Origin of the sequence: Aliiglaciecola lipolytica (assembly GCF_018860635.1) — a bacterium.
GTDB lineage: Bacteria > Pseudomonadota > Gammaproteobacteria > Enterobacterales > Alteromonadaceae > Aliiglaciecola > Aliiglaciecola lipolytica_A.
On sequence record NZ_JAHKPT010000025.1, the window covers coordinates 187,160 to 210,140 of the forward strand.

Here is a 22,981-nt window from a genome sequence, read left to right on the forward strand (position 1 = left end):
AACCGATAAGTATTTAACTCGTCGGTTACGCTGGTTCTTATTTAGTTAAACCAATTAGGATCGATAGGCATAGAAAATAACAGCGGCGCCATTTGTTCGTATTTAGTTCGATTCGTTTCACAAACAACGTTTTCTTTGTAATATTTTTTCCACGGGTCGTTGATCATCCAAATTTTATCTCCCACTACAGCCAACCCCTCTAAAGAAGCGTTATTCATTAACTCCCATTGACCACAATTAGGATCATTAGAATTAGTAGGTGCGTAATAGTGAACTGGGATAATTTTGGTTTCGTGTTGTTTTTTTAAATCAACCAACCAAATATTGTTATCATTTCTAGCGGCAGCAACTAAATAGCCAGGGTGATTAGTTCTAGGCAAATAGTCCATGGCATTAATCGGATGATTACCGGATTCAAACTTTGGTAATCTGAGCTCCAAATCAGTTACTTGAACAAAGTCATCAGATGCCCAAAAAGAATCTTCGACTTTGACTGAGAAGATTCGAGCGTTTACTTGTTTGTCCTTCTCCAAGCCCAAATAAAGAGTGCCATCGGGTCCAAAAGTCATCGCTTCGATACCGTCATTGGGGAAATTGCCAATGTTTAATGATGCTTCAAACTGTAATGGCCTTACATGCGTGATCAACAATGAATTGTCGTCTTGTAGCTCAAGTCGCACTAACAATGTTGGATAGTCAGTTGAACCGCTGTTTCGATATTTTTCAAAACAACTTTCTGACATGCTTTCACCACGAGTCGCATCTTCGGTGACAACCACAAACACTTTATCATTACGCGGATCAACGGCAAGTGCCTCTAGATCAGGCGCATCATTTAAATATGCGGCAAAACAACTCTGCTGAACAGCTTCCGACATAACAAATAACAGTGATTCTTCTAAAACCAGTGCATTTTTAGGCTCGATAACATGTAGCTGCTTACGCTGAGAAATATCCGCACTTCCATCAGAGACAGAAAGTAATTTCCCACGCCAACTTTTAAGTCCGGAAGTTTGTGGATCAAGCATCACATCGCCAGTAGATTCAGTTAACCACTGACCTTGCAAAGGAATACTTTGTGATTTCTGCTCTTTCTCTTCCGCGCACCCCGCCAGTCCAACAACAACTAAAAAAATTAGACTCAGTTTCTTCATTATTCCTTTCCTCATCCTTCGGCAGGTTTTATAAGTTGTTAATTTATTAATAGCAAGTAAATCAGAAAACTATTTGCTTGTTCGCTTAAAACTAATGCAAACTGAATAGAAATTTCGACTATTTTTAATATTGCTTTGGTAAAATCAAGACTTTCTCAACATCCTCCCAAAGAATTGCCCCCGATTATTGCGGGACCTATTCTTCGTGCAATTGATGAAACTAGTATTACATTGTGGATGCTAGTTAGTCACAAATACGAATTCGATGCTAAAGTCTGGACCAAAGAGTCTGATATCTTATATCACCAGAATATTGACGAACACTCAAATATCGTCAGAGTAGGCAAAAATGCGTTCATTTACGTCACTACCTTAGCACTTTCTGAATCGTTAACGGAAGCGACCCGCTATTTTTACGACATTACCCTTACCGATAACCAAGGCATTCGTAAAACCTTGCAAGAATTGATGCCTGACATAGTGTATAACCAGCAAAGCTCTCCGAGTTTCTTTTTTAATAGGCAAATCAATAACGTCTTACATGGCTCCTGCCGTAAACCTCATCACAATAGTAAGGATGGGATGCTATCTATTGATCAGGCTTTGGAACAGTCATTTGCAGATGAAGCCTCAGCACCCGATTTACTCATATTATCTGGCGATCAGGCTTATATTGATGATGTGGCAGGCCCGACTTTATTCGCTATTAACCAAGTTATTGAGTATTTAGGTTTATTCCAAGAAGAACTGTCAGGGGCGACAATAGATAGTAGTAAGCAATTACCAACTGATGAAAATTGTTATTACCAACGCCCTACTTTGTTACCTGACAATGATACAACTGAAAACGTAATGTCTTACTTTTTCAAGGGTAAAAAGAAACCGATATTTACTTCGGTAAATGCAAATAACCATTTGATAAGCTTCGCAGAAGTAATAGGTATGTACGCGCTAATATGGTCTCCTGAAATGTGGCGTTTTAGCAAACTTGAAGCAGACAATATCGCCCCTCAATATCAAGCTACCTACGCAGAAGAATTGCATTGGGTAGAAGAATTTAAACAGGGGTTACCTAAAGTGCGCCGAGCAATGGCGCATATTCCTGTGTATATGATATTCGACGACCATGACATTACCGACGATTGGAACTTAACCCGAGGTTGGGAGGAAGCGGTTTATAACAATGCGTTTGCTAAACGCATTGTTGGTAATGCCTTAATTGGATATTGGCTGTGCCAAGGTTGGGGCAATGATGTAACAAAACTTTCTCCGCTCACAGAAAAATTACTGCCTTTTTTCAGCGATAGTGGTATCGAACAACATGATCAGGTTATTGATATTTTGCTGCACTGGGACCAATGGCATTATACCTTGAACACTCACCCGAAAATTGTTGTGTTAGACACGCGGACTCAGCGTTGGCGCTCGGAATCAAGTTTAAGTAAACCTTCAGGATTGATGGACTGGGAAGCGTTATGCGACTTACAACAAGAGTTGATCGATCAACCCGCTGTTATTATGGTTTCCGCAGCACCGATATTCGGTGTTAAACTGATTGAGACCATTCAGCGCATTTTTACCTTTTTTGGTCGAGCATTAATGGTTGATGCGGAAAACTGGATGGCGCACAAAGGCACTGCGAGTGTGATTCTTAATATTTTCCGGCATTACAAAACGCCCCCCAATTTTGTGATCTTATCTGGTGACGTACATTATTCCTTTGTCTACGACATAACCCTAAAATTCAGGCGCAACAGTCCCCACATCACTCAAATAACCAGTAGCGGTATTAAAAACGAGTTTCCAGAAAAATTAATAAGTTGGTTTGATAGACTGAATCAGATTTTATTCGGTCCAAAGTCACCGTTGAACTGGTTCACACAACGTCGCAACATGACTATTCGCCATCGCCGTCCTAGCAACCAACAAATAAGAACGCTTCTAAACGGAGCGGGAATAGGCCAATTGAAAGTAAACGACGATTGCACCGAAGTAGAAGCCTCTGTTCTATTAGCAAATGGTGAGCAAGTCACTTTTATCAAAAAAGATTGACGCCACATCATCGACTCTGCAGTAGTTAAAACGGCTGCTAACAGATAAAAATAAAAAATCGTTGGATATTGATAGCGCATACAGAGACAATAATGGTTGAGTAATCGTTAATACCTATTTCGTTTAGGAGCGTTTCTAAATAACGCATCCCTTATCGGAATTAGTATGAGGAAAAAAATGTCAGAAAACGCCCTAAACATTGGTTTATTTTTCGGTTCTACCACCTGTTATACAGAAATGGCCGCAGAAAAAATCCAATCAGAAATCAACGAACTTTTCGATGCCCCTGTTGTTCAACTATTTAATATAAAAGACGTAGCATTGAGCAAAGCACAATCATTCGACATATTGTTGTTCGGCATTTCCACATGGGATTTTGGTGAATTGCAGGAAGATTGGGAGTCGACTTGGGATGATATTAAAAGCCTGAACTTAAAAGGAAAAACCGTTGCCTTGTTCGGATTAGGAGACCAAATTGGTTATGCCGACTGGTTTCAGGATGCGCTAGGAATGTTACACGACGAGTTAGCAGTGCTTGAGTGTGAATTTATAGGCTATTGGCCCAATCAAGGATATGAGTTTAATCATTCCAAAGGACTGACTGCAGATAAAAGTCATTTTGTTGGATTATCATTAGATGATGAAAACCAATACGACTTAAGCGAACAACGTATCAGTCAATGGTGTGAACAACTGCTGACTGAAATTCCACTAAGCTAGCCATCTAATGTCGGATATTATCCCTAGAATTCAGCGACCTTTTTATCGAAACGGTGCAGAGCATCGGGCGGGAGCGGACGTAAGTTTTGGAGATATTCGTAAAATTTTCGGTTTCAAGACGATTCAAATCGGAAAATGGGTAACCCAATCGGAGCAACAGTTAGCGGCTAACCTATTTTTCGATGCGCTGTGTGACTTAATGGACATCTTGCAAGTCAATGAGCAAGTCATTTCCCTCAATGGTACTTTGTCACTGGCTTTTGGGATTGGCGGACAAAAGCACAGTAGCGCACATTATCATGCACCTAAGAGACAACTATCCTTAGCTAAAAATGCAGGTGGCGGCGCCCTAGCCCATGAGTGGTTCCATGGTTTCGATCATTACATTAGCGCTAAAATGTATTCCACAAACCTACCCCATGCATTTGCCTCTAGTCTTTGGTTAGAAGATGCCATAATGCATTCACATCCTTTAAACCAAACCCTCTCGAATTGGTTTCAAACCTTATTTTTAGACAGTAATGGAATCGAGCCCAGCGAATATGTCACACGCTGCGTACAAGCAGATAAAAGCATGCAACTGTATTATTTCGCTCAACCACAAGAGATGGCTGCAAGGGCGTTTGAAGCGGCTATTCAGGATCAAAGCGTTAAAAATGCATTCCTAGTGCAAGGCACAAAACAAACTGTAGAAGCACAAGTAGGAATATATCCGATTGAAAAACATAGGTTAGAAAGTAACGCTAGTGTGCTGAAATATTTTAGAATTTTGGGGAAAGCGCTCAATTAACGGGCAATTTTAAACTCAAATTAAAATTAATTGCTAAAATCTAGCAACAAATTTCATTTAACGCATTTACTCTGACACCAAAGTGATTCTATACTAGGACATTAACGATTAGTAACTGTGGTTGAATTTATGAGAAAGAAAAAGCACGGCTCCGCTGATGACGAAGCTCAAATTGATATGACCCCCATGCTAGACATCGTTTTTATTATGTTGATTTTCTTCATTGTAACGACGTCTTTTGTAAAAGAAGCTGGCTTGATGGCTAATCGTCCAAAGGCTCCAGATGCGCCGCCGCCGCCAAGTAATGCAAAAACATTGGCGATACGAATTGATCAGCAAGGTACCATTGTAATGGATAACCGTGAAGTTGATATCCGTCGTGTTGTGGCAAACATCCAAAGCTTTTTAGCAGAGAATAATACTGATTCTGCAGCGATCCAGGCTCATTCAAAAACCAAGCACGGTATCGTGGTTGAAGTAATGAACCAAGCCAAAGAAGCAGGAATAGACAAAGTGTCAATTCTTGTTAAAGACAGCTGATAAGATTCAAGTTGATTTTAAAAGCCCTTCAATTGAAGGGCTTTTTTTTGGCTATTACTTTGTCATGACTCAAACTTGAGAATTATTCAGGTCATAGTTAACTTAACTAAACAAAGTCTTTAATAATACGTTTGACCGAACGATGGTTTCTGGCTACACAGACATCATCAGCCACATGATCGGCAGGATAACCATACAACCCAAACCTATCTCCCTTGCTGTGAGTGATGATAACAACATGCTCAGGTGGCTTATCAATATTGCCTCGAAATGGATCAATTACTGGCACCTCATAGCGCCCAAGTTTGATTAGTGCCACACGTCGCCCATTACGATACATAAATCTGTCGAAAACGGAGTTATTTAAGATACTGTAAACTGCAAATTTGGGAATTTGAAACGGAATACCTTGCCATACAATTTCAACAATTTGCAGCTTATCGGCTAAGTTAGAGATTGAATCCGGTAGTTCAATATCACGCATACATCACCACTTTATCTAAACCATCTAAATTAAATATAGCAACAAATATGCTAAGAGAAAATTGTTTGTATAAAAAACCTTCAGCAAAGCAACTTAAAGTAACCATGCCGATTCAAAAATTAATATAGTAGTCCCGACAAAGATCTAGGTATTCATCGGAATAAGCGCCTTGTTGGTTATGTATACTGAATTCCTTTGTAATTAGCTCTGTTTGACTAAATCCAAACCTTAGTAATTGACGTATTGCCGGCTTAGAAGGATTTGATTTCACCACTGTTAGCATTTGACAGAAAAGGCCTTGCTGCTTAGCAAGAGTAAAGATATCGCCACTTTGCAACGGTAATATGCAGTAAAAATGCCCATGCGGTGTTAATAAATTAGATACTGAGTGGAATAATTCGGCGAGGCTTAAGCGCGTATCGTGTCTAGCTTGCCTTCTTGATTCAGTCATGAAATTAGCGTCTGTGACTTCTAGCTCTCCCATTTTTCCTTCAAAGTATGGCGGATTGCTAACAATTAAGTCGTATTGAGATGACCTAGGTAATTGCTGCAAAGCTGTATGTTGGAAAGACAGTTTTGTTGTCCACGGACAGTTGTTCGCATTTTTTCGAGCCTGTAAAACCGCTTTCTCATCAACATCTATGCCCAATATGTGACTTTGCTCGGCAGCTCGTTGCGCCAACATAATCGCAATTAAGCCACTGCCGGTTCCAATATCTAAAATAGAAGAGTAATTGCCTTTCGCCACCCAGCTTCCTAACAATATCCCATCAGTTCCCACTTTCATGGCACAATCTTTATGTTCAATATCGAATTGTTTAAATCGAAATCCGTTAAATTTAGTTTTGGGGATCATTTGGAAGGATCACTTACTTGCACGCTGCTATTCATAAAGTAGACGAGGTGGAAAATCATTCCCACCTAATTTGGCTATATCGCTTAAAACATATAATCGGCAAGGGTACGTTGAATGCCAACTACCACATTTTTATTTAATTCTTTTTCAATTGGCTCATCAATTCCAGATATCCAAATTTTGAACTCAGCATCTAAATCGAAATGTCCTGCGGTTTCCAGTTTAAATTGGGTAATTGCCCGATAAGGAATTGAGTGATAGTCGACTTTCCTTCCAGTTAAACCTTGTTTATCTATTAATATCAAACGCTTATTAGTAAAGACGTACATATCACGGATTTCTTTAAATACACGTTCTATGGTTTCACTTGCCCCTATGATAGGAGCTAACTCTTCACTAACGTCAGCCACATTAATTTCTGACGCATTCCCCATTATTTTGTCTAACAATCCCATTTTTGTCTCCTGATTCATGTTGCGGTATTAAGCATAGGGGATTGGTTGCAAAACACAATACACCTATACCCATTGTGTCGAGTTTATGCTTCACTAGGAAATCAAAAATAAACGTCAGACGAAGTAAGCCGCTTACTATACATAAAATCTGTAGATAACGACTTAATATGCGAAAAAAGGAGTCTAGATGACAAGCTATTCTGACATTGTTCAAGCCCGCAAACGGATTGCTTCAATGATACATCAAACCCCAATAATTGAATCTTCGTTATTGAATGAATGGTTGGGCAGCCGAATCTTATTTAAAGCAGAATGTTTACAACGAACCGGCGCATTCAAAGTGCGCGGTGCTATTAATACCTTGGCCAAACTAGCCGAACAGAATGCTTTACCAGAACGTGTGGTTGCCAATAGTTCAGGCAATCATGCCCAAGCAGTTGCATACGCAGCCAGCCTATATGGTATTCCAGCGAAAATATTTAGTACCGAAAATGTATCGGCAGTAAAAGCACAAGCTACTCGGTATTATGGTGCTGAACTAGCGCTATACCCAACTCGACTAGAAGCAGACGATGCAGTAAAACAGGCATCCATAGAACCAGGAACCTTGTGGATACCTCCATTTAATCACCCCGACATTATCGCTGGACAGGGCACCTTGGTAGTGGATGCACTCGAACAAACAGGTGATGTAGACGCGATATTTGCGCCCTGTGGTGGCGGTGGACTATTATCAGGTACGTTAATTGCGGCTCGAGCCCTTTGTCCATCGGCAAAAATATTGGGGGCAGAACCACTGGTAGCCAACGATGCCGCAGAGTCTTTACGTCAGAATAAAATAATAACGCTGAACAAACCACCGCAAACCATGGCCGATGGGGCTGCGACGCCATCAATAGGTGAGCATACTTTTGCGGTACTAAAAATGCTAGATGGTATAGTGGAAGTATCCGAACCTGATATCGCTTACTGGACTCAGTGGTTACAACATTTACTCAAGCTGCATATGGAGCCCACTAGCGCTATGTCGATGCAGGCCGTCATTGAGTGGTTAAAACATCAACCGAAAGGTCAAACAATATTAGTGCTGTTATCGGGCGGAAATATTGATCATAAAAAAATGCAACAAATTTGGTCCGTCGATTACCTAGGTCATTTACCTAGCTTATAAAAATAAGAGGATTTATGAAAAATTTACTTGTACTGCTTGTCTGTTTCCTTAGCTTTTTTACACATGCTAAACCAACAATGGTAGGCAATGTTAAAGGATATACCCTCAATAATGATGGAGCGATGATCCAGTTTTCTCATATAGTCTTTGAAAACGGCAAAGTGATTTCCATCGGCGATCAAACCTTAATGAATCAATATCCAGATAGTGTATTTATTGATGGCCGCCAAAAAACCCTTTTACCGGGCTTAATTGATGCGCACGGGCATTTATTATACCTTGGCTACTCATTGCTAGAAGTTGACTTACGCGATGTGCAATCTGCACAACTGTCAGCCTCTAAGGTAGGCGAATATGCAGCAGCAAACTCACATTTAGAGTGGATAATAGGCGGCGGATGGAATCAAGTATTGTGGCCAGACAAACAATTTCCCAAAGCACAACTGCTTGACGAATATGTGAATGAAACCCCTGTTATTTTAAGTCGAGTGGATGGTCATGCCGTTTGGGTTAACAGTAAAGCAATGCAAATCGCGGGCATAGACAAAGACACTTTGGATCCGCCAGGTGGCAAGATCATTCGAGATGAACAAGGAAATCCATCAGGTGTATTAATAGATACGGCGATGGATTTACTATCGGAACATCTACCAGAAGAAAGTAACGACAGCATTGAAGCTAGCTTAGAAGCCGCTTCACAGCACTTACTTTCAGTGGGTATAACCAATGTGCATGACGCTGGAATAAGCAAATCAGAATATGATTTTTTTAAACAAAAAGCCTTAGCAGAAAGTTTAGCTGTGCGTATTTATGCAATGTTCTGGTTTGAAGATCCCAGTTTACAGGAAGTACTCGAGGCGGGTTATTTTAATGATCCCGACGATTTTTTATCGATTAGAAGTGTCAAAGCCATGGCCGATGGAGCCCTAGGTAGTCGTGGAGCAGCTTTGTTCGAAGACTATTCAGATGCAGCTGACAATAAGGGGCTGATGGTCATGCAGGAAGCACAATTTAAACCCCTTTTTGATTTGGTACTCAAGCACAAATTTCAACTCAATGTGCACGCTATTGGTGATCTCGCTAATCACTTAGCCTTAAATCAATTTGAAGCCTCATTCAAAACCGTTGGCGGTAAAGAGCTGCGCAATAGAGTGGAACATGCTCAAGTTATCAGCTTGAATGATATCCCACGCTTTAAACAACTAGACATCATTCCCTCCATGCAACCTACCCATGCCACCAGCGATATGAACATGGCTGAAGACCGTTTAGGAAAAGACCGTTTACGTGGTGCATACGCTTGGAAACGCTTCATTGATCAGGGCTCACCATTGCCGCTAGGTTCAGATTTTCCAGTTGAATTAGCTAATCCATTTTATGGCATTCACGCAGCTGTCACCCGTCAGGATAGAAACAACCAACCTGTCGAAGGTTGGATTCCTAGTCAAGCTTTAAGTCTCCAACAAGCTTTTAAAGGCTTTACCATAGATGCAGCCTATGCCGCTCATCAAGAAAAAGTGTTAGGTGGATTAACTAAAGGTAAATGGGCTGACTTCATTTTGATAGATCAGGATATCTTCGAAATTGATAAGAAAGAACTTTGGAAAACTAACGTAGTGGAAACTTGGGTTGCTGGTAAACGCGTATATGAGAATAGTAAAGAATAATAGAAGGAAAAAACCCGCACAAACCACAGGACACGAAAATTTGTGCGGGTAGTATTGCCTTCCTGCCTCAAACAACTTAGCTAGCGTTTGAAGTATTTCAACATTGTTTATTATTTTTATTATCAATGGTTACACATATAACTTTTCTATCGTAGATGCGTAATCAAAGCTTACTTAGCAGCTTCAGTGCCAACTTTTTTATCTATAAAAATCAACAGCTTAATATTTTCACATTAGTGTCTTTTGACGCACATCATACCAGTTTGGTGCATTAGCACTTTATTAGGGCGTACCGTTCAAACGAGTGCCTATTTTATGCGCATATATTTTCACTTTTTCGCCCTCATATAATTGTTCATTATTTGTACATGCGCTTGATTGCTATGGGAAATTTTGTACTCAGAGTTGACTGCGAGGGTAAAATTAAATAGTTACTTTAGATTTGAAAACGAATGTTTTGCATGGCGGCGTTGATTGATTTTGTTTTCAACCCCCAAACTTGCGTTGTTTTAACCTGATTAGTGCTGATTATTTCAATCTGTTATTTAGTCTTTAATTAAATAGTCACACTTAGCCATCTCAGGTGTTATAGATTCCGGATAATTTACTCGCCGGAAACCCAAAGATTGATACAGCTTCTTAGCGACTTTATTATGAGGCCATACAAATAACGAAAAGCCCTTAGTTACTAGGTATTCGGGGGCTTGAGTCAGTAGTTGCTTAACGAGTTGCTTACCAACACCACAGCCTCTGTTCTGAGGATTGACAACCAAACGGGCTAAGTGACACCTTCCAAGTCGTTCATAACACTGCCCAAAAGCGAGCATGTTGTTTTTGGTATCTATTAGCTTATAACTCCTTCCCTGCGCTAATTTAGTTTCTACAATTAGACTGCGGGAGCTAATGGGGAAGGAGATGTTAGGTCCCCCCCAATCACGAATTTCATCAAAACTGACAAACCACCCACAAAGGCTAGCTATATCCTGTTCGGAGGCCTCGACTAAAATTAACGGTAAAGTGTTCTTATCCATTTTTCTTCATTGATAAAAGCCCAGCTCCATTCTTTCCATTTATCATCTAATCCCGCGTCTATAATATCTTCAACTGGCAATCCATTTATCTTCAACTGTTTAACTTGCGAAGATGTTTGTTTAATCATTTCAACAAATGCCTGTAATTGCGCCTTGTCGCCTAAAGGTCCATGACCTGGAATAATTTTAGTATCATCATCAATCATACTAATCAGTTTTTCTACCCCGGCAATGTAACCTTTTACTGAGCCCCCACTGTCTATATCGATATAGGGAAAAAGCCCATTGAAAAATAAATCACCAGTATGCAAAACATTGGCTTTTTCAAACATAACGACACTGTCTCCATCGGTATGAGCGTTGGATAAATGCATTACTTTTAGTGTGTCACCATTAAAGTGAAAGGTAACACCTTGAGAATAAGTGACGACAGGCAATTCCGAGTGTTTATGCTCCTCTTTGTTTAGCAGTCGGACACGGACATTATCGTGGGCGAAAATAGTGGCATCTTTGACTTCTTTCATATACGCATTTGAGCCAGTATGATCACCGTGATAGTGGGTATTAATCACGTACCTTAACTTGTCTTTCAGAATTGAATCTAAAGCAGCAGAGATTTTTTCTGCCATAGGTTCATATTGGTCATCAATAATCAGAAGCCCTTCTTCACCGGCTGATACCCCAATATTTCCGCCCATACCCGTTAGCATATAGACTGAATCCCCCAAATTTTCAGACTTCATAGTAACGTCATCAGGATTATTTTGAGCATAGCCAGACGTAGTTAAAAATCCAGTTAACAGAAACATCAATAAAACAACTTGTTTACGCATTTTCCTATCCTATGTGTTTAATCAGTTATGAATATTAAGAGCTCAACTAATCGTTAGCATTTAACGACAATAGTGCCTAAATAGCTTAGAAGTTTAGCCTCCTTGGATGCTAGACTATTACTTTCTCAATTTGCTAAAGACATAATTACTTAGAGTGGCGCTAGAATGAATAAATTGCAAAATAAGTTGACCTTTTTATGTATTATTTTAGGTTTAATAGGCGCTTTGTATGTCAATTTATATGTTTCAGCAACTTGGGTCGAATCAAGGATACAATACCAAACCTACTTAACAGAACAAGGTGAATGGGCATACGTAAAGCAAGGTAATGAACAAATTATTAGCGACGTTACTCCTTACGAACAATCGCCACTGGCCCAGCATAAACTAAATTTACTGACCTCAGAACCAGAAATAAAAGAACAGTGGGTTGTCATCTCAGACGTCGGTCAAAACCCTATTTTACTTCGCGCAGATTATCACTTTAAAGTATGGTCGCTGTTACCAGCATTCATCGCGATCGCCCTATGCTTAATCAGCCGAGAACCTCTGCTTGCCTTGTTTAGCGGGATCGTTGTGGGCGCTTTTATGTTAGGCAAGTTTGATATCAGCCAAGAAGTTTTAATACCTAATATGGCCACCACTGACGCAGCCTCAATTTTAATATTGTACTTGTGGTTGCTGGGCGGGCTGATGGGAATTTGGTCTAAAACAGGCGCGGCACAAGCGTTTGCGGAAATGATGAGTGAACGCTTTGTCACCGGTCCTCGTTCAGCAAAGCTAGTAACTTGGATGTTAGGGGTGTTGTTTTTCCAAGGTGGCACCATGAGTACTGTATTAGTTGGTACCACTGTCAAGCCCATGGCTGACAAAGCGAATGTGAGCCATGAAGAACTGAGTTATGTGGTTGACTCCACCGCTTCGCCTATTGCAGCAGTGATCGCATTTAACGCCTGGCCTGCATATATTCAGGCATTTATATTTGTTCCAGGGGTGGCATTCTTAGCCACTGAAGCCGACCGAATAGCTTTCTTTTTTTCCAGTATTCCATTTAGTTTTTACGGCATTTTTGCAGTAATTGGTACTCTCCTTCTTAGCTTAGAATTCACCGTTTTTTCCGGTGCACCAATTCGAAAAGCCATTTCTAGGGCCAGACTGACCGGCCAGTTAGATGCTCCAGACGCGGCCCCTATTAGCGCAAAAGAACTGCAAGAGACGAGCGTGCCTGAAGGGTATAACCCTCATTGGATCGAGTTTGTTTTTCCTTTAGTCAGTCTAATTGGGATTGCTGTGGTAACCTTTATATTCACCGGTACCCCACAAATTCACTGGGCTTTTGGCGGTGCGTTACTCATCGCTGTGCTCTTCGCGCTGGGTAAAGGTATGCAAATTCGCGAAATGCTCAATGGGCTTGGTATAGGCTGGAAAGGAGTCGTTGTTGCATCCGTCATTTTAATGTTAGCTATCACCATCGGCACTATCAGCAAACAACTTGGCGGCGGAATTTATTTAGTAGATCTACTAGGCGAAGAGCTACCGTTTTGGATTTTACCGGTGGTTTTACAACTACTCACCATGATCATCGCGTTTTCCACAGGTACAAGTTGGGGAACATTTGCCATTGCATTCCCATTAGCGATGCCCTTGGTGTGGGACATTTCTCAAAACGAAATGTTAGCTAATCCAGAAGTATTTATGATGATTTGTTTTGCTGGTGTTTTAAATGGCAGCGTGTATGGCGACCAATGCTCACCGATATCGGATACCACCATTTTAAGTTCCATGACAACTGGCTGCGATTTAATGGATCATGTGAAAACACAACTTGTTCCTGCTACATTTGCCGCTTCGATTGCCGCGGTTTTATGGACGTTATGCGCGCTGTTTATGAGTTAATCTTAAGCTGAAATAACGTTCTCTGTTTAGTTGGTTAACTCGTCGAGTTTCACTCTATTTCGACGAGATAGGGTTAACACCTCACCACTTTGTAAAATCACTGAATAATCTCCTTTATCATTCGGCCGTAATTCACTTATTGCACTACGACGGACAATAGATGAACGGTGGATTCGCACAAATTCTTGGGGATTAAGCTGTTCTTCTAAAGTCGAAAGTGTTTCTCGATGCAATACATGCTTGCCATCATCAAGATGAATTTCGGCGTAATTTCCCGCCCCAGAAATAAAGGTAATTTGAGCCACATCAATTAAACGAATTCGCCCAGGATCTCGTATTACTAATCTTTCACGATACGCTTTTTGCTGCTCATAAAGCATCTGCTGAATGGCCTCACTCAATTTAGCATAGTCATCTTGTTGCTCACCGGTGATTTTTGCTCTAGCCCGCTCCAGCGCTTTAAAAAAACGTTCATCATCGTAAGGCTTTAAAATGTAATCAATCGCATTGAGTTCGAATGCCTCTACAGCATGCTCATTATAAGCGGTTGCAAAAATAATAACGCTTTCAGGAGGTACATGTTTAGCAACTTGGATACCCGATATTTTTGGCATTTCAATATCTAAAAATACCACGTCAGGTTTAAATTCGCTGACCAGTGAGAGTGCTTGATTGCCATCTTCGGCCTCATAAATATTGCCAATATCTGATTCGTTGGATAATAATACTTTGATAGTTTCCCGAGCCAAATATTCATCGTCTGCGATAAGAACATTAAGCATCTTGTCCTCCTATCGGTATTGCTAATAAGGTTTCGAATAAATCGTTTTCAAGTGGATGCAATTCCAAACGAAATTGTCCATATAATCGAGCTAACCTCTCACGGGTATTGCTAAGGCCAATTCCAAAGCCACAATGATTATCGTTCCTTGCAACCTTGTTGGTTAACACGACTTTAAGTTCGTTTTCATCACGACTTATATCTAAATTCAAAAGGTTTCGACTCGACTCTAATTGGGAACCATGCTGCACCGCATTTTCAACTAAAGGATGCAAAAGCATGTTCGGAATAGTCAGCTCGAGACATTCTGGCTGCACATGAATATGGGTATCTAATTTATCTGCAAAGCGCATTTTTTGGATCGCTAAATAACTGTTTATAAAAGCAACTTCATCTTTGATCTTAATATCATCATGATTTTTAGTTTCGAGTATTTTACGTAACATAATACTCAATTCGGATAGGGCTGTTACTGCATCCTTTTCACGTTTTAAGCGCACTAAGCTGGCAATAGTATTCAATGCATTAAACAGAAAGTGGGGGTTCAGCTGAGAACGTAAAGTCCGTAACTGTTCTTGGATGAGTTCATGATGCAAACGCTTCAATTCAAGACTTTCTTGCACTGCATTATGATAAAAACGCAATGCCATCGCTGCCCCAAGCACTCCTAAATACATAGAAATATCCAATTGTGCATTCTGAGTTATGGTGCGCAGAAAGTAATACGAAAACTCATCCATTGTTCGATCTGTTACGGCGATGATGAGTAGATGCGCCGTGCCCCAATAGATAAATAGAATAAACACCATCCAACTTAAGTGAAAAAAAACTTTAACAGTGGTTGAATGAGATGAGTGGCTTGTGTATTGCACTAGCTTAAAGATAATGGCGGTCACGCCTATCCAAATAATAAACCAAGGACTTATCGCGATCCAAAGTTCTGTCCAATTTGGATTTTTGTCATTTTGCTCAAACGCTAAAAATTTAACGTGTGTGTAAAGGGCGTGAACAGCCAACCAAAAGAAGGTGTTGGCAAACCAGAAATAGCGATTAAAAATAAGTTTTGAATGGGCCATTTCAATTATTCTTTATCGTTGGCTTTTTTTTAACATATCGATGTTTTCATAAATAATCCACACATAAAATTGCATTAAAGTGGGTTAACTATTCATCACAACCTGTCCCCACTCGCCCCAAAGCCATCTCAATTAAAACTTTAGAAGTAACCAGCCTAAAGCACAACAAAAATCGTATAAATATAATTTAATCGCTAAATTTCAATAACTTAATTAATTTCCGAGTAATTTATTGGGCGACAATTAAACCTGCACAGCCGCCGTTCATCGAAAGTTCCCCCGCTTCAACACGCAAAACACTCCTTTGGTCACACACTTACAACGCTTGACGGAAACCACCTAGAGCAACTCCGAGATAGCGCATAGCTTATCTCTAGACAAGTGGTTTTTGTCACAAACTAACTATACAAAAAATGTGAGTCCAATTAACCATTGAGACCCATTGGGGAGCTAAAAATGTATATCACCTCAAAACTAGCCAGATCAATTAAGTTGGCACTTTGTGCTAGCTCGATGGCAGCAATTAGTACATCATTTGTTGCCGCTCAAGAAGCTACAGACACGACCGATGTAGAAAAGATTTCAATAACAGGTAGTCGTATTTTGTCACCCGGAGTTGAATCATCCAGTCCTATTTTTTCCTTGGGAGAGGAAGAGATTGGTTATTTACAAACCCCCGAGTTTGAAAAAATAATTCGCTCATTACCCTCTACTATTCCCGCCGATGGTGGCAACGTAAATAATGGCACCGCAGGTGCTGCAACCATAGATTTACGTGGTTTAGGGGCGCAACGTAATTTAGTACTGCTAAATGGAAAACGCATGGTGCCATTTAATTTTAATGGCCAAGTAGATACCGCCAACATTCCTACGGCACTAATTGACAGAATCGATGTAGTCACCGGGGGAGCTTCTGCCGTTTATGGTTCTGACGCCATTTCTGGTGCAGTGAACGTTGTACTGAAGAACAACTTTCAAGGTGTTGCTCTGGATATGAATCACTCGCAAAGTAGCGAAAGTGATGGCGACCAAGACAATATGTCTCTTACCATTGGCGCTAACTTTGACGACAGCCGAGGGAATGCGGTTTTATCAATTAGCTGGATGGAACGGGACTCAGTACTGCTCGGCGATCGTTCCTTAGGATTATTCGGTATTAATTCCAACACAGGTTCCGGTTATCAAGAGTTTCTAAACGGAGATGTAGCCACACCGCCGCCGGCTGGTTGTGGCGGTCCAAACGTTGTGGATTTATCTGGTAGCGGTTCAACTACTGCAATCCCCACTCGATTTGAATTAATAGGAACCGGTGTAAGTGGACAGTTTAGAGAGGACGGTACCCTTGGTTCAAACTGTAGTTTATTCAACTTTAACCCATTTAATTATTATCAAACGCCAGCTCAACGTTATGGCGCAACAGCCCTTGCTAACTATGAAATAAACGATCACATGGAATTCTACTCATCGTTTAACTTCACTAATACCACAGTGGTTCAGCAAGTCGCGCCTTCCGGTACATTTGGTAGCAGTTTTAATTTACCGCTATACAACCCTCTCATTGGCACACAGGCTTTAGACTTTATTCTTGATGGCGCGAATGCCGCTGTAGGTGATGGAACCTTATTAAATGGTGGCAGTTGGAATGATGCTAACAACAATGGAATTGTGGATACAGAGGATTCTCTAACCGTTAGATTACGTAGACGAACCCTAGAATTAGGCCCACGTTCCGAACGCTATGATGCCGAACTTTGGCAAATTAATGCCGGTATTCGCGGCGAGTTAGTAGCCGACTGGGATTATGATTTTTCTTACCAGTATGGTGAGTCAAACCGCACAACAGTGCGTGACGGCTATACCAATCTTGGTAACATCCAAAATGCATTGGATACCCGTGATGGTGTCACCTGTGCAGTGGGTGGAACTTGTGTTCCTATTAATTTATTTGGCGGCTTTGGCACTATTACAGATGCGGCTTCGGCCTACGCTAGAGCGATTGCTTTACAGCAACAAAAATACGAACAAGAAATTATATCCCTAGTACTTACCGGCCCAGTAGACTTCATTGAGTTACCCACTGCTGGGGCTCCACTAGCCATGAGTTTTGGTTTTGAAAACAGGACGGAGACTGGTATTTTGGAGCCGGATGAATGTTTAAAAGAAACCCCAGCTAGCTGTCAAGGTGGAGCTGGAGGTAACTTGCTTCCAATTAAAGGTGGTTTTAAAGTTGATGAATTTTATTTTGAAGGGATTCTACCCGTGTTCGATGGTGCTGCGTTTGCTGAAACCATGGATCTAGAATTCGGTTTTAGGACTTCAGATTTTGATACTATCGGAACTGCAGAATCATGGAAAATAGGATTCAATTGGCGTCCAGTAGGGCCACTGTTATTGCGAGTGATGCAACAAAAAGCCAATAGAGCGCCAAACGTAGGTGAACTGGCTTCCCCTGTCACATCTGGTTTAGATAATGCCGTTATTGATCCCTGCTCGATAGCCAATGCAGGAAATATTGACGCGGCATTAACAGCACTATGTGTCTCAACTGGCATGACTGAAGCGCAAGTAGGCGTGATACCCGACATTATCTCGGGTCAAATCAATACCTTTAACGGCAGTTCACCCAGTAATCCGCCAGGACCAGAAGAAGCAGACACCTTCACTGCTGGTTTCGTGTGGACCCCAGATTTTGATTGGGCCAACGACTTTACATTATCGGTCGATTATTACGACATCGATATTTCTGGGATCATTGGTAATTTTTCCGCGCAGGAAATACTTGATTCATGTTATATCAATGGTGACGCTGGTGAATGTGCCAAAATCAATCGTGTTGGAGGAGACTTAACCGGTTCTGCGGCGGGTGTAAATCAATTCACTACCAATTTGAAGTATCTTCGTGCTGAAGGGATTGAAATTGGATTCAACATGAATTTTGATTTAGATGACATGGGTAATCTCGCTATCTCAGGTAACATCAATAAATACTTAACTCAGGAGTCACAAAGCTCAGACACAGTACCAGTGCTAGACTGCAAAGGATATTATGGCACCAGTTGTGATCCGCTATCTGATATACGTTGGATCCAGCGTACAACTTGGTCATATGATGACTTTACTGTTTCGTTATTGTGGAGACATATCAATTCTGTGGATGTAGAACCAGGAGAACGCGAACTACGATTCGAAGCATTCAGAAAAATCGACTCTTATGACTACTTCGACATATTTGCCAGTTATAGTTTTACCAAATACGCCACCTTTACTTTGGGTATAGATAATATGTTTGACAAGGAACCACCGGTTTTAGGCAATGATATTGGTGACACCAGTTCAAATTCGGGCAATACCTTTCCAAGCAACTATGAAGTTTTGGGTAGAATCTATAAAGCAGGTCTTAAATTTAAGTTTTAGTACTTTGATTTAAACTAAAAAGTAACTTTAGCAAACTCAAAACGGAGCTTAAATAGCTCCGTTTTTAATTGTCTGTTTTAAGCCTCAAGGCGCTACAGCTCTGCTTTTAATCGATAAATCGAAACCGCGGAATAAGTTTGCCTTCAACATCAACCTCTTCAATGAACATCTCCAATGGCCTCACCCATAAATTTCTTTCACCATAAAGTGGACGGTAAACCACTAATTCGGTTTCATCCTCGGAGTGCTTAGCAACCCCAATCACTTCGTAATCATTGCCTTTGTAATGACGATACTTACCTGCTTTTAGCATACTTACCCTTCTCCATTCAATTCCAATACTGTTGCTGATCTAATCCGCCAAGCCTGCCAAGACAGCAAAATTAGATGGCAACAAATAATCATAAAACTAGTTAGCATTAACCCCTTCCAACCTAAAGCAAAGAGTAGTGCACCGGCTCCCAACGCAGCCATGCCTTGAGCACTAAAAACAGCGAATTCATTAATACTCTGAACTTGGAACTTCTGCTCAATAGTATGTGTTTGCGGCAGAAGCACAGTTCCACCTAAGAATAAAAAATTCCAGCCTATACCCAATAAAATGAGAGCGACCCAGTAATTGATCAGTTGACTGTCAATTGAACCAACCGCAATGGTTAACAAGTAGATAATAAGACCCGCCACTATCACCCGATAAACGCCGAGTTTTGCAATCAACAGACCACTGAATATTGAAGGAATGTACATCGCCAGAATATGACTTTGAATTACCCACTTAGCTTGCTCTAAGCTATACAAAGTATTGATATGCATATGCACAGGTGTTGCTGTCATGATAAAGCTCATGAGTGCATAACCTATCACTGACGCAGAAACCGCAATAATGAAAGAAGGCTTAGACAAGACGTCACGAATAACAACTTTTTGCTTTCCTGTATGTTGCAGCGGGGTATGGGTCTCTTTAAATAAGCCGAATAACCCTATACAAATCAAACAAAGTACGGCCATTAAAACGAATGAACCAACAAATGGGGTTGCCAATAATTGATTACCAATAGTGGCGAGTTCCGGACCTATGATGGCTGCGGCTAAGCCGCCAAGTAGTACAGTGGATGCAGCTTTAGGGGCACGTTCAAAGGTCACTGACTCCATAGCGGCGAAGCGGATTTGCTGAAACCCAGAAATTGCTATCCCTAACAAAAAAGTAGCCACTAAAAATAATATAAAATGTGCAATATATATACTCAATGCAGCAAGCAATGAGGCACAACAAGCCAATCCAGCAACGGCTAAAAAAACAGGTTTTCGACCTAGCTTTCCCATGCAACGAGTAACGGGTATGACGCCAAAAGCGGTACCTATGATCATCATTGCTACCGGCAACGTGGAAAGACCAACAGAGGGGGCTAAATTCGCTCCAACAAGGCCTCCTACCATTACCATCATCGCTCCCGCACTCATCGCTAAGGCAAGTATAAATGTCAAAATCCAAACATTTCGAGGGAGGGAAAACAAAGTATTAACTACCTAATAGAGTGAAAACGCATACTTGAAAATAACATAGTTTAAAGTGCAACTGTTAAACATCATTTAACTACATTTGCTGCAAACAAGTTAGCGCATTATGGCTATGTTAGGGCTGAATCAAAAGGCAGCACCATTTGCTGAAACCGACTTTTAGTTGGTAAGCCTACATGCAAGCCAACTAAGCGAATTCCACGTTCGGTTTTGCGACTAAAGGCTTCATCAAGCAATTCAACAAAATAGTTTTTATCTAATTCAGAACATCGGTGCTCAACAGTGGTTTGTTGAAAGTCACTAAACTTTAGTTTCACACCTTGAGTTTGAATCTTGTTGTCACTGCGGGCTGTTTTTAATCGTTCTTCCAATTTAGGGTAGAGGTTTTCTAATACTTGCAAACATTGTTCTTTGGTCTGAATATCTTCATGTAATGTGCGCTCAACACCAACGGATTTTCGTTCACGAGATAAACTGAGATCGCGATCATCTATGCCATTGCTACGCTTCCAAATTATCGGACCAAATTTACCAAAGATCTTAATTAACTGCTCAATGGGATAAGTGCGCACATCATTGCAGGTGTATAAGCCTAAATTATGCAACTTCTGCACAGTCACTTTACCCACTCCAGGAATTTTCCCTAGTGGCAGTTTTTTTACAAAATCATCAAGTGTTTCTGGCGTGATCACGCAAATGCCGTTGGGCTTGTTTTCATCGCTGGCAATTTTTGCCACAAACTTGATAGGCGCAACACCAGCTGAAGCAGTTAATCCTATTTCATTCTGAATCGCTTTACGTATGTCTTCTGCGATTAAAGTGGCACTGCCGGAAAATAATGTGGAGTCAGTAACATCTAAATAGGCTTCATCTAAAGACAGCGGTTCTATTTTGTCGGTGTATCGTTGGAATATGGCGCGTATTTGTTTGGAAATCTGTCCATATAGTTCCATACGACCTGGCACCATAACAAGGTTAGGACAGAGTTTAAGCGCATGTGCCGTAGCCATCGCAGAACGTACCCCAAATTTGCGAGCGGGATAGTTACAAGTTGAAATAACACCTCGCTTGTCAGATCGACCTCCGATAGCAATAGGTACATTTTGTAACGCAGGATTATCACGCATTTCTACTGCTGCATAAAAGCAATCCATATCGATATGAATAATTTTGCGCATAACCTCAACCAAAACCATTAAACTGTTTTTTTATACAGTAATGGTAAATTCAGGTCAAGTCATTTGAATGCAGGAAGTTCAGGCTCTAGTGATTTCATTTGCGCATATATAGGTTTGGCAATTTTTTTGAAGCCCGACTCTGTAGGATGAATTTCATTCAGCCAATCTGTTTTATTACCAGGTCGCAAAATTCCTTGGGTATCCACAACAATGAGTTTATTCAAATGTTCCGGACGACTTGCTAACGCTTGAAGTCGCGTTTTTAGCGTACCTAAAAGAATTTCGACTATCGGCAAATGTAGCTCTAGTGGTATATTTTTTTCTATTAAATAAGGATAAATCCAAGGTTTTGTCTTTATCAGCCCCCAAAAAAACTCAGCGCCGTCTTTACTCGGTTTGGCAATATCGTAAGTATGGGTAATGATAGTTGCTTGAGGATTATACTCGTCACGTAAATCAATTAACTGATCATAAGCTAACATGATTGCATCCATTTTGCGGTTAAAGCGTGAAGCGTGAATGCAGTCCTGAGCGCTAAATCCTTCTTCGTATTGGTTCAAAATCATTGGCATGTCACGTTTACCGACAATATCGTTGCCGCCGCCAGAGAATAAAATCAACTTCACGTATTGAGCACTCTGTTGCAAAACTGAAGATAGGTCTGCTTTTTGCTGACCTGACATCATATTAACCGCTTCATCGCCATTACTTGCCAGCCTAAGTAAGTTGACTTTATCTGTTCTAGAAACCACATTCTCAATATGATGGATAACGTTAATATCGCCACCAAATGCAACCCACTTCTTAGGGTATGCAAACCAAGAATCGCCTTCTGTGATGATGCCAATTCTATCAGGGTGTTTTTTGCAAATATGTAAAAAATCAGTTCGTAAACTGGTGATGCCGGTATGCGCTGCTATGCGTCTGCGACGTTCTATTGGGGTTTCTTTAGGCATTTTCTTTCCCTGCTTAGCTTTTTACTAAGTGTAGTAAAAGTAATTTATTTTGCAGTATATTATCTTGCAACCAGCTGGGAAATAGCGGAAAAACGGTTTAAGTTTTGGTAGGTACAAGGTTGTAATAAAACTTACAACCTTGTGATAATTTTCATCTCAGAATTTATAAAATTTGGTTCTGTTTCCATTCGGCCAGTTTTTTCTGGCGTATTTCTTCTTTTTCTAAGCGCGCTTTTTTGCGGTCACACGGTTCTGGACAGTCACAAGCTTTTGCAATACCTAGCGCACCTAAACCTCCACAACTTCCTGCAATTGTTTTTTGCTGGAATATGTAACCTACTGCCATGGCTAGCACCACAACGAGAAAAAACACAAAGGCTAAAATAAATGTACTCACACTATATCCTAA

The 22,981-nt window shown here is 40.7% G+C and carries 21 protein-coding genes; 8 read left to right on the forward strand and 13 right to left on the reverse strand.

From position 1 onward, the window contains the following. Positions 1-41 precede the first annotated feature (41 nt). A complete protein-coding gene (locus tag KO530_RS13300) occupies positions 42-1,154 on the reverse strand; it encodes a hypothetical protein (protein WP_252729249.1) in 1,113 nt (370 codons plus the stop codon). 237 nt (positions 1,155-1,391) lie between these two features. On the opposite strand from KO530_RS13300, the gene KO530_RS13305 reads away from it, so the two are divergent. The 4 genes from KO530_RS13305 to KO530_RS13320 all read left to right on the forward strand — a co-directional run bounded on the left by KO530_RS13305 (position 1,392) and on the right by KO530_RS13320 (position 5,256). Further along, a complete protein-coding gene (locus KO530_RS13305; protein WP_252729277.1) occupies positions 1,392-3,206 on the forward strand; it encodes an alkaline phosphatase D family protein in 1,815 nt (604 codons plus the stop codon). 177 nt (positions 3,207-3,383) lie between these two features. Beyond that, a complete protein-coding gene (gene fldB, locus KO530_RS13310; protein WP_216048932.1) occupies positions 3,384-3,926 on the forward strand; it encodes a flavodoxin FldB in 543 nt (180 codons plus the stop codon). Between the two features lie 7 nt (positions 3,927-3,933). Then, positions 3,934-4,716, forward strand: a complete 783-nt coding sequence (locus KO530_RS13315) for a CLCA_X family protein (protein WP_216048933.1) — start codon at positions 3,934-3,936, stop codon at positions 4,714-4,716. A 129-nt stretch (positions 4,717-4,845) separates the two neighbouring features. After that, positions 4,846-5,256, forward strand: coding sequence for an ExbD/TolR family protein (locus KO530_RS13320; protein WP_216048934.1), 411 nt, complete (start codon positions 4,846-4,848; stop codon positions 5,254-5,256). Positions 5,257-5,362: 106 nt separating this feature from the next. Here the strand turns inward: KO530_RS13320 and KO530_RS13325 are convergent, their stop codons facing one another. The 3 genes from KO530_RS13325 to KO530_RS13335 form a co-directional block, all read right to left on the reverse strand. Then, on the reverse strand, positions 5,363-5,740 hold the full coding sequence (locus KO530_RS13325; RefSeq protein WP_216048935.1) for a hypothetical protein: 378 nt from the start codon (positions 5,738-5,740) through the stop codon (positions 5,363-5,365). A 112-nt stretch (positions 5,741-5,852) separates the two neighbouring features. After that, positions 5,853-6,596 carry a tRNA1(Val) (adenine(37)-N6)-methyltransferase gene (locus tag KO530_RS13330; RefSeq protein WP_216048936.1) on the reverse strand — a complete coding sequence of 248 codons (744 nt, stop codon included), beginning with the start codon at positions 6,594-6,596 and terminating at the stop codon, positions 5,853-5,855. Between the two features lie 83 nt (positions 6,597-6,679). Then, positions 6,680-7,051, reverse strand: a complete 372-nt coding sequence (locus tag KO530_RS13335; RefSeq protein ID WP_216048937.1) for a PH domain-containing protein — start codon at positions 7,049-7,051, stop codon at positions 6,680-6,682. Between the two features lie 187 nt (positions 7,052-7,238). Here KO530_RS13335 and KO530_RS13340 point away from each other — a divergent pair, with 187 nt between their 5' ends. Together KO530_RS13340 and KO530_RS13345 are read left to right on the forward strand one after the other, a co-directional pair. Beyond that, on the forward strand, positions 7,239-8,222 hold the full coding sequence (locus KO530_RS13340) for a serine/threonine dehydratase (RefSeq protein WP_216048938.1): 984 nt from the start codon (positions 7,239-7,241) through the stop codon (positions 8,220-8,222). A 14-nt stretch (positions 8,223-8,236) separates the two neighbouring features. Next, the gene (locus KO530_RS13345; RefSeq protein WP_216048939.1) at positions 8,237-9,889 is read left to right on the forward strand and encodes an amidohydrolase; all 1,653 of its coding nucleotides are present in this window, start codon (positions 8,237-8,239) and stop codon (positions 9,887-9,889) included. 545 nt (positions 9,890-10,434) lie between these two features. Here the strand turns inward: KO530_RS13345 and KO530_RS13350 are convergent. Further along, positions 10,435-10,920, reverse strand: a complete 486-nt coding sequence (locus KO530_RS13350; protein WP_216048940.1) for a GNAT family N-acetyltransferase — start codon at positions 10,918-10,920, stop codon at positions 10,435-10,437. Beyond that, positions 10,896-11,753, reverse strand: coding sequence for an MBL fold metallo-hydrolase (locus KO530_RS13355; protein ID WP_216048941.1), 858 nt, complete (start codon positions 11,751-11,753; stop codon positions 10,896-10,898). Before KO530_RS13355 ends, KO530_RS13350 begins: the two co-directional genes overlap by 25 nt. Positions 11,754-11,918: 165 nt before the next feature. Here KO530_RS13355 and KO530_RS13360 point away from each other — a divergent pair, with 165 nt between their 5' ends. Next, positions 11,919-13,649: a Na+/H+ antiporter NhaC family protein gene (locus KO530_RS13360; protein ID WP_216048942.1), complete on the forward strand. Its 1,731-nt coding sequence runs from the start codon at positions 11,919-11,921 to the stop codon at positions 13,647-13,649. A 26-nt stretch (positions 13,650-13,675) separates the two neighbouring features. Here the strand turns inward: KO530_RS13360 and KO530_RS13365 are convergent, their stop codons facing one another. After that, positions 13,676-14,431, reverse strand: coding sequence for a LytR/AlgR family response regulator transcription factor (locus tag KO530_RS13365; RefSeq protein WP_216048943.1), 756 nt, complete (start codon positions 14,429-14,431; stop codon positions 13,676-13,678). After that, entirely contained in the window at positions 14,424-15,506 is a 1,083-nt protein-coding gene (locus KO530_RS13370; protein WP_216048944.1) for a sensor histidine kinase, read from the reverse strand. Before KO530_RS13370 ends, KO530_RS13365 begins: the two co-directional genes overlap by 8 nt. Before the next feature lie 456 nt (positions 15,507-15,962). Here KO530_RS13370 and KO530_RS13375 point away from each other — a divergent pair, with 456 nt between their 5' ends. Further along, positions 15,963-18,920 carry a TonB-dependent receptor domain-containing protein gene (locus KO530_RS13375; protein WP_216048945.1) on the forward strand — a complete coding sequence of 986 codons (2,958 nt, stop codon included), beginning with the start codon at positions 15,963-15,965 and terminating at the stop codon, positions 18,918-18,920. 106 nt (positions 18,921-19,026) lie between these two features. Here the strand turns inward: KO530_RS13375 and KO530_RS13380 are convergent, their stop codons facing one another. From KO530_RS13380 to nqrM, 5 genes are all read right to left on the reverse strand, one after another. Next, complete coding sequence (locus tag KO530_RS13380) at positions 19,027-19,233, reverse strand: DUF1653 domain-containing protein (RefSeq protein WP_216048946.1); 207 nt, start codon at positions 19,231-19,233, stop codon at positions 19,027-19,029. 2 nt (positions 19,234-19,235) lie between these two features. Next, a complete protein-coding gene (locus tag KO530_RS13385; protein ID WP_252729251.1) occupies positions 19,236-20,405 on the reverse strand; it encodes an MFS transporter in 1,170 nt (389 codons plus the stop codon). A gap of 143 nt (positions 20,406-20,548) precedes the next feature. Continuing rightward, positions 20,549-21,616, reverse strand: a complete 1,068-nt coding sequence (dinB, locus tag KO530_RS13390) for a DNA polymerase IV (RefSeq protein ID WP_216048948.1) — start codon at positions 21,614-21,616, stop codon at positions 20,549-20,551. Between the two features lie 59 nt (positions 21,617-21,675). After that, positions 21,676-22,572, reverse strand: a complete 897-nt coding sequence (locus KO530_RS13395; RefSeq protein WP_216048949.1) for a hypothetical protein — start codon at positions 22,570-22,572, stop codon at positions 21,676-21,678. Positions 22,573-22,735: 163 nt separating this feature from the next. Then, on the reverse strand, positions 22,736-22,969 hold the full coding sequence (gene nqrM / locus KO530_RS13400) for a (Na+)-NQR maturation NqrM (RefSeq protein ID WP_216048950.1): 234 nt from the start codon (positions 22,967-22,969) through the stop codon (positions 22,736-22,738). Positions 22,970-22,981 lie beyond the last annotated feature (12 nt).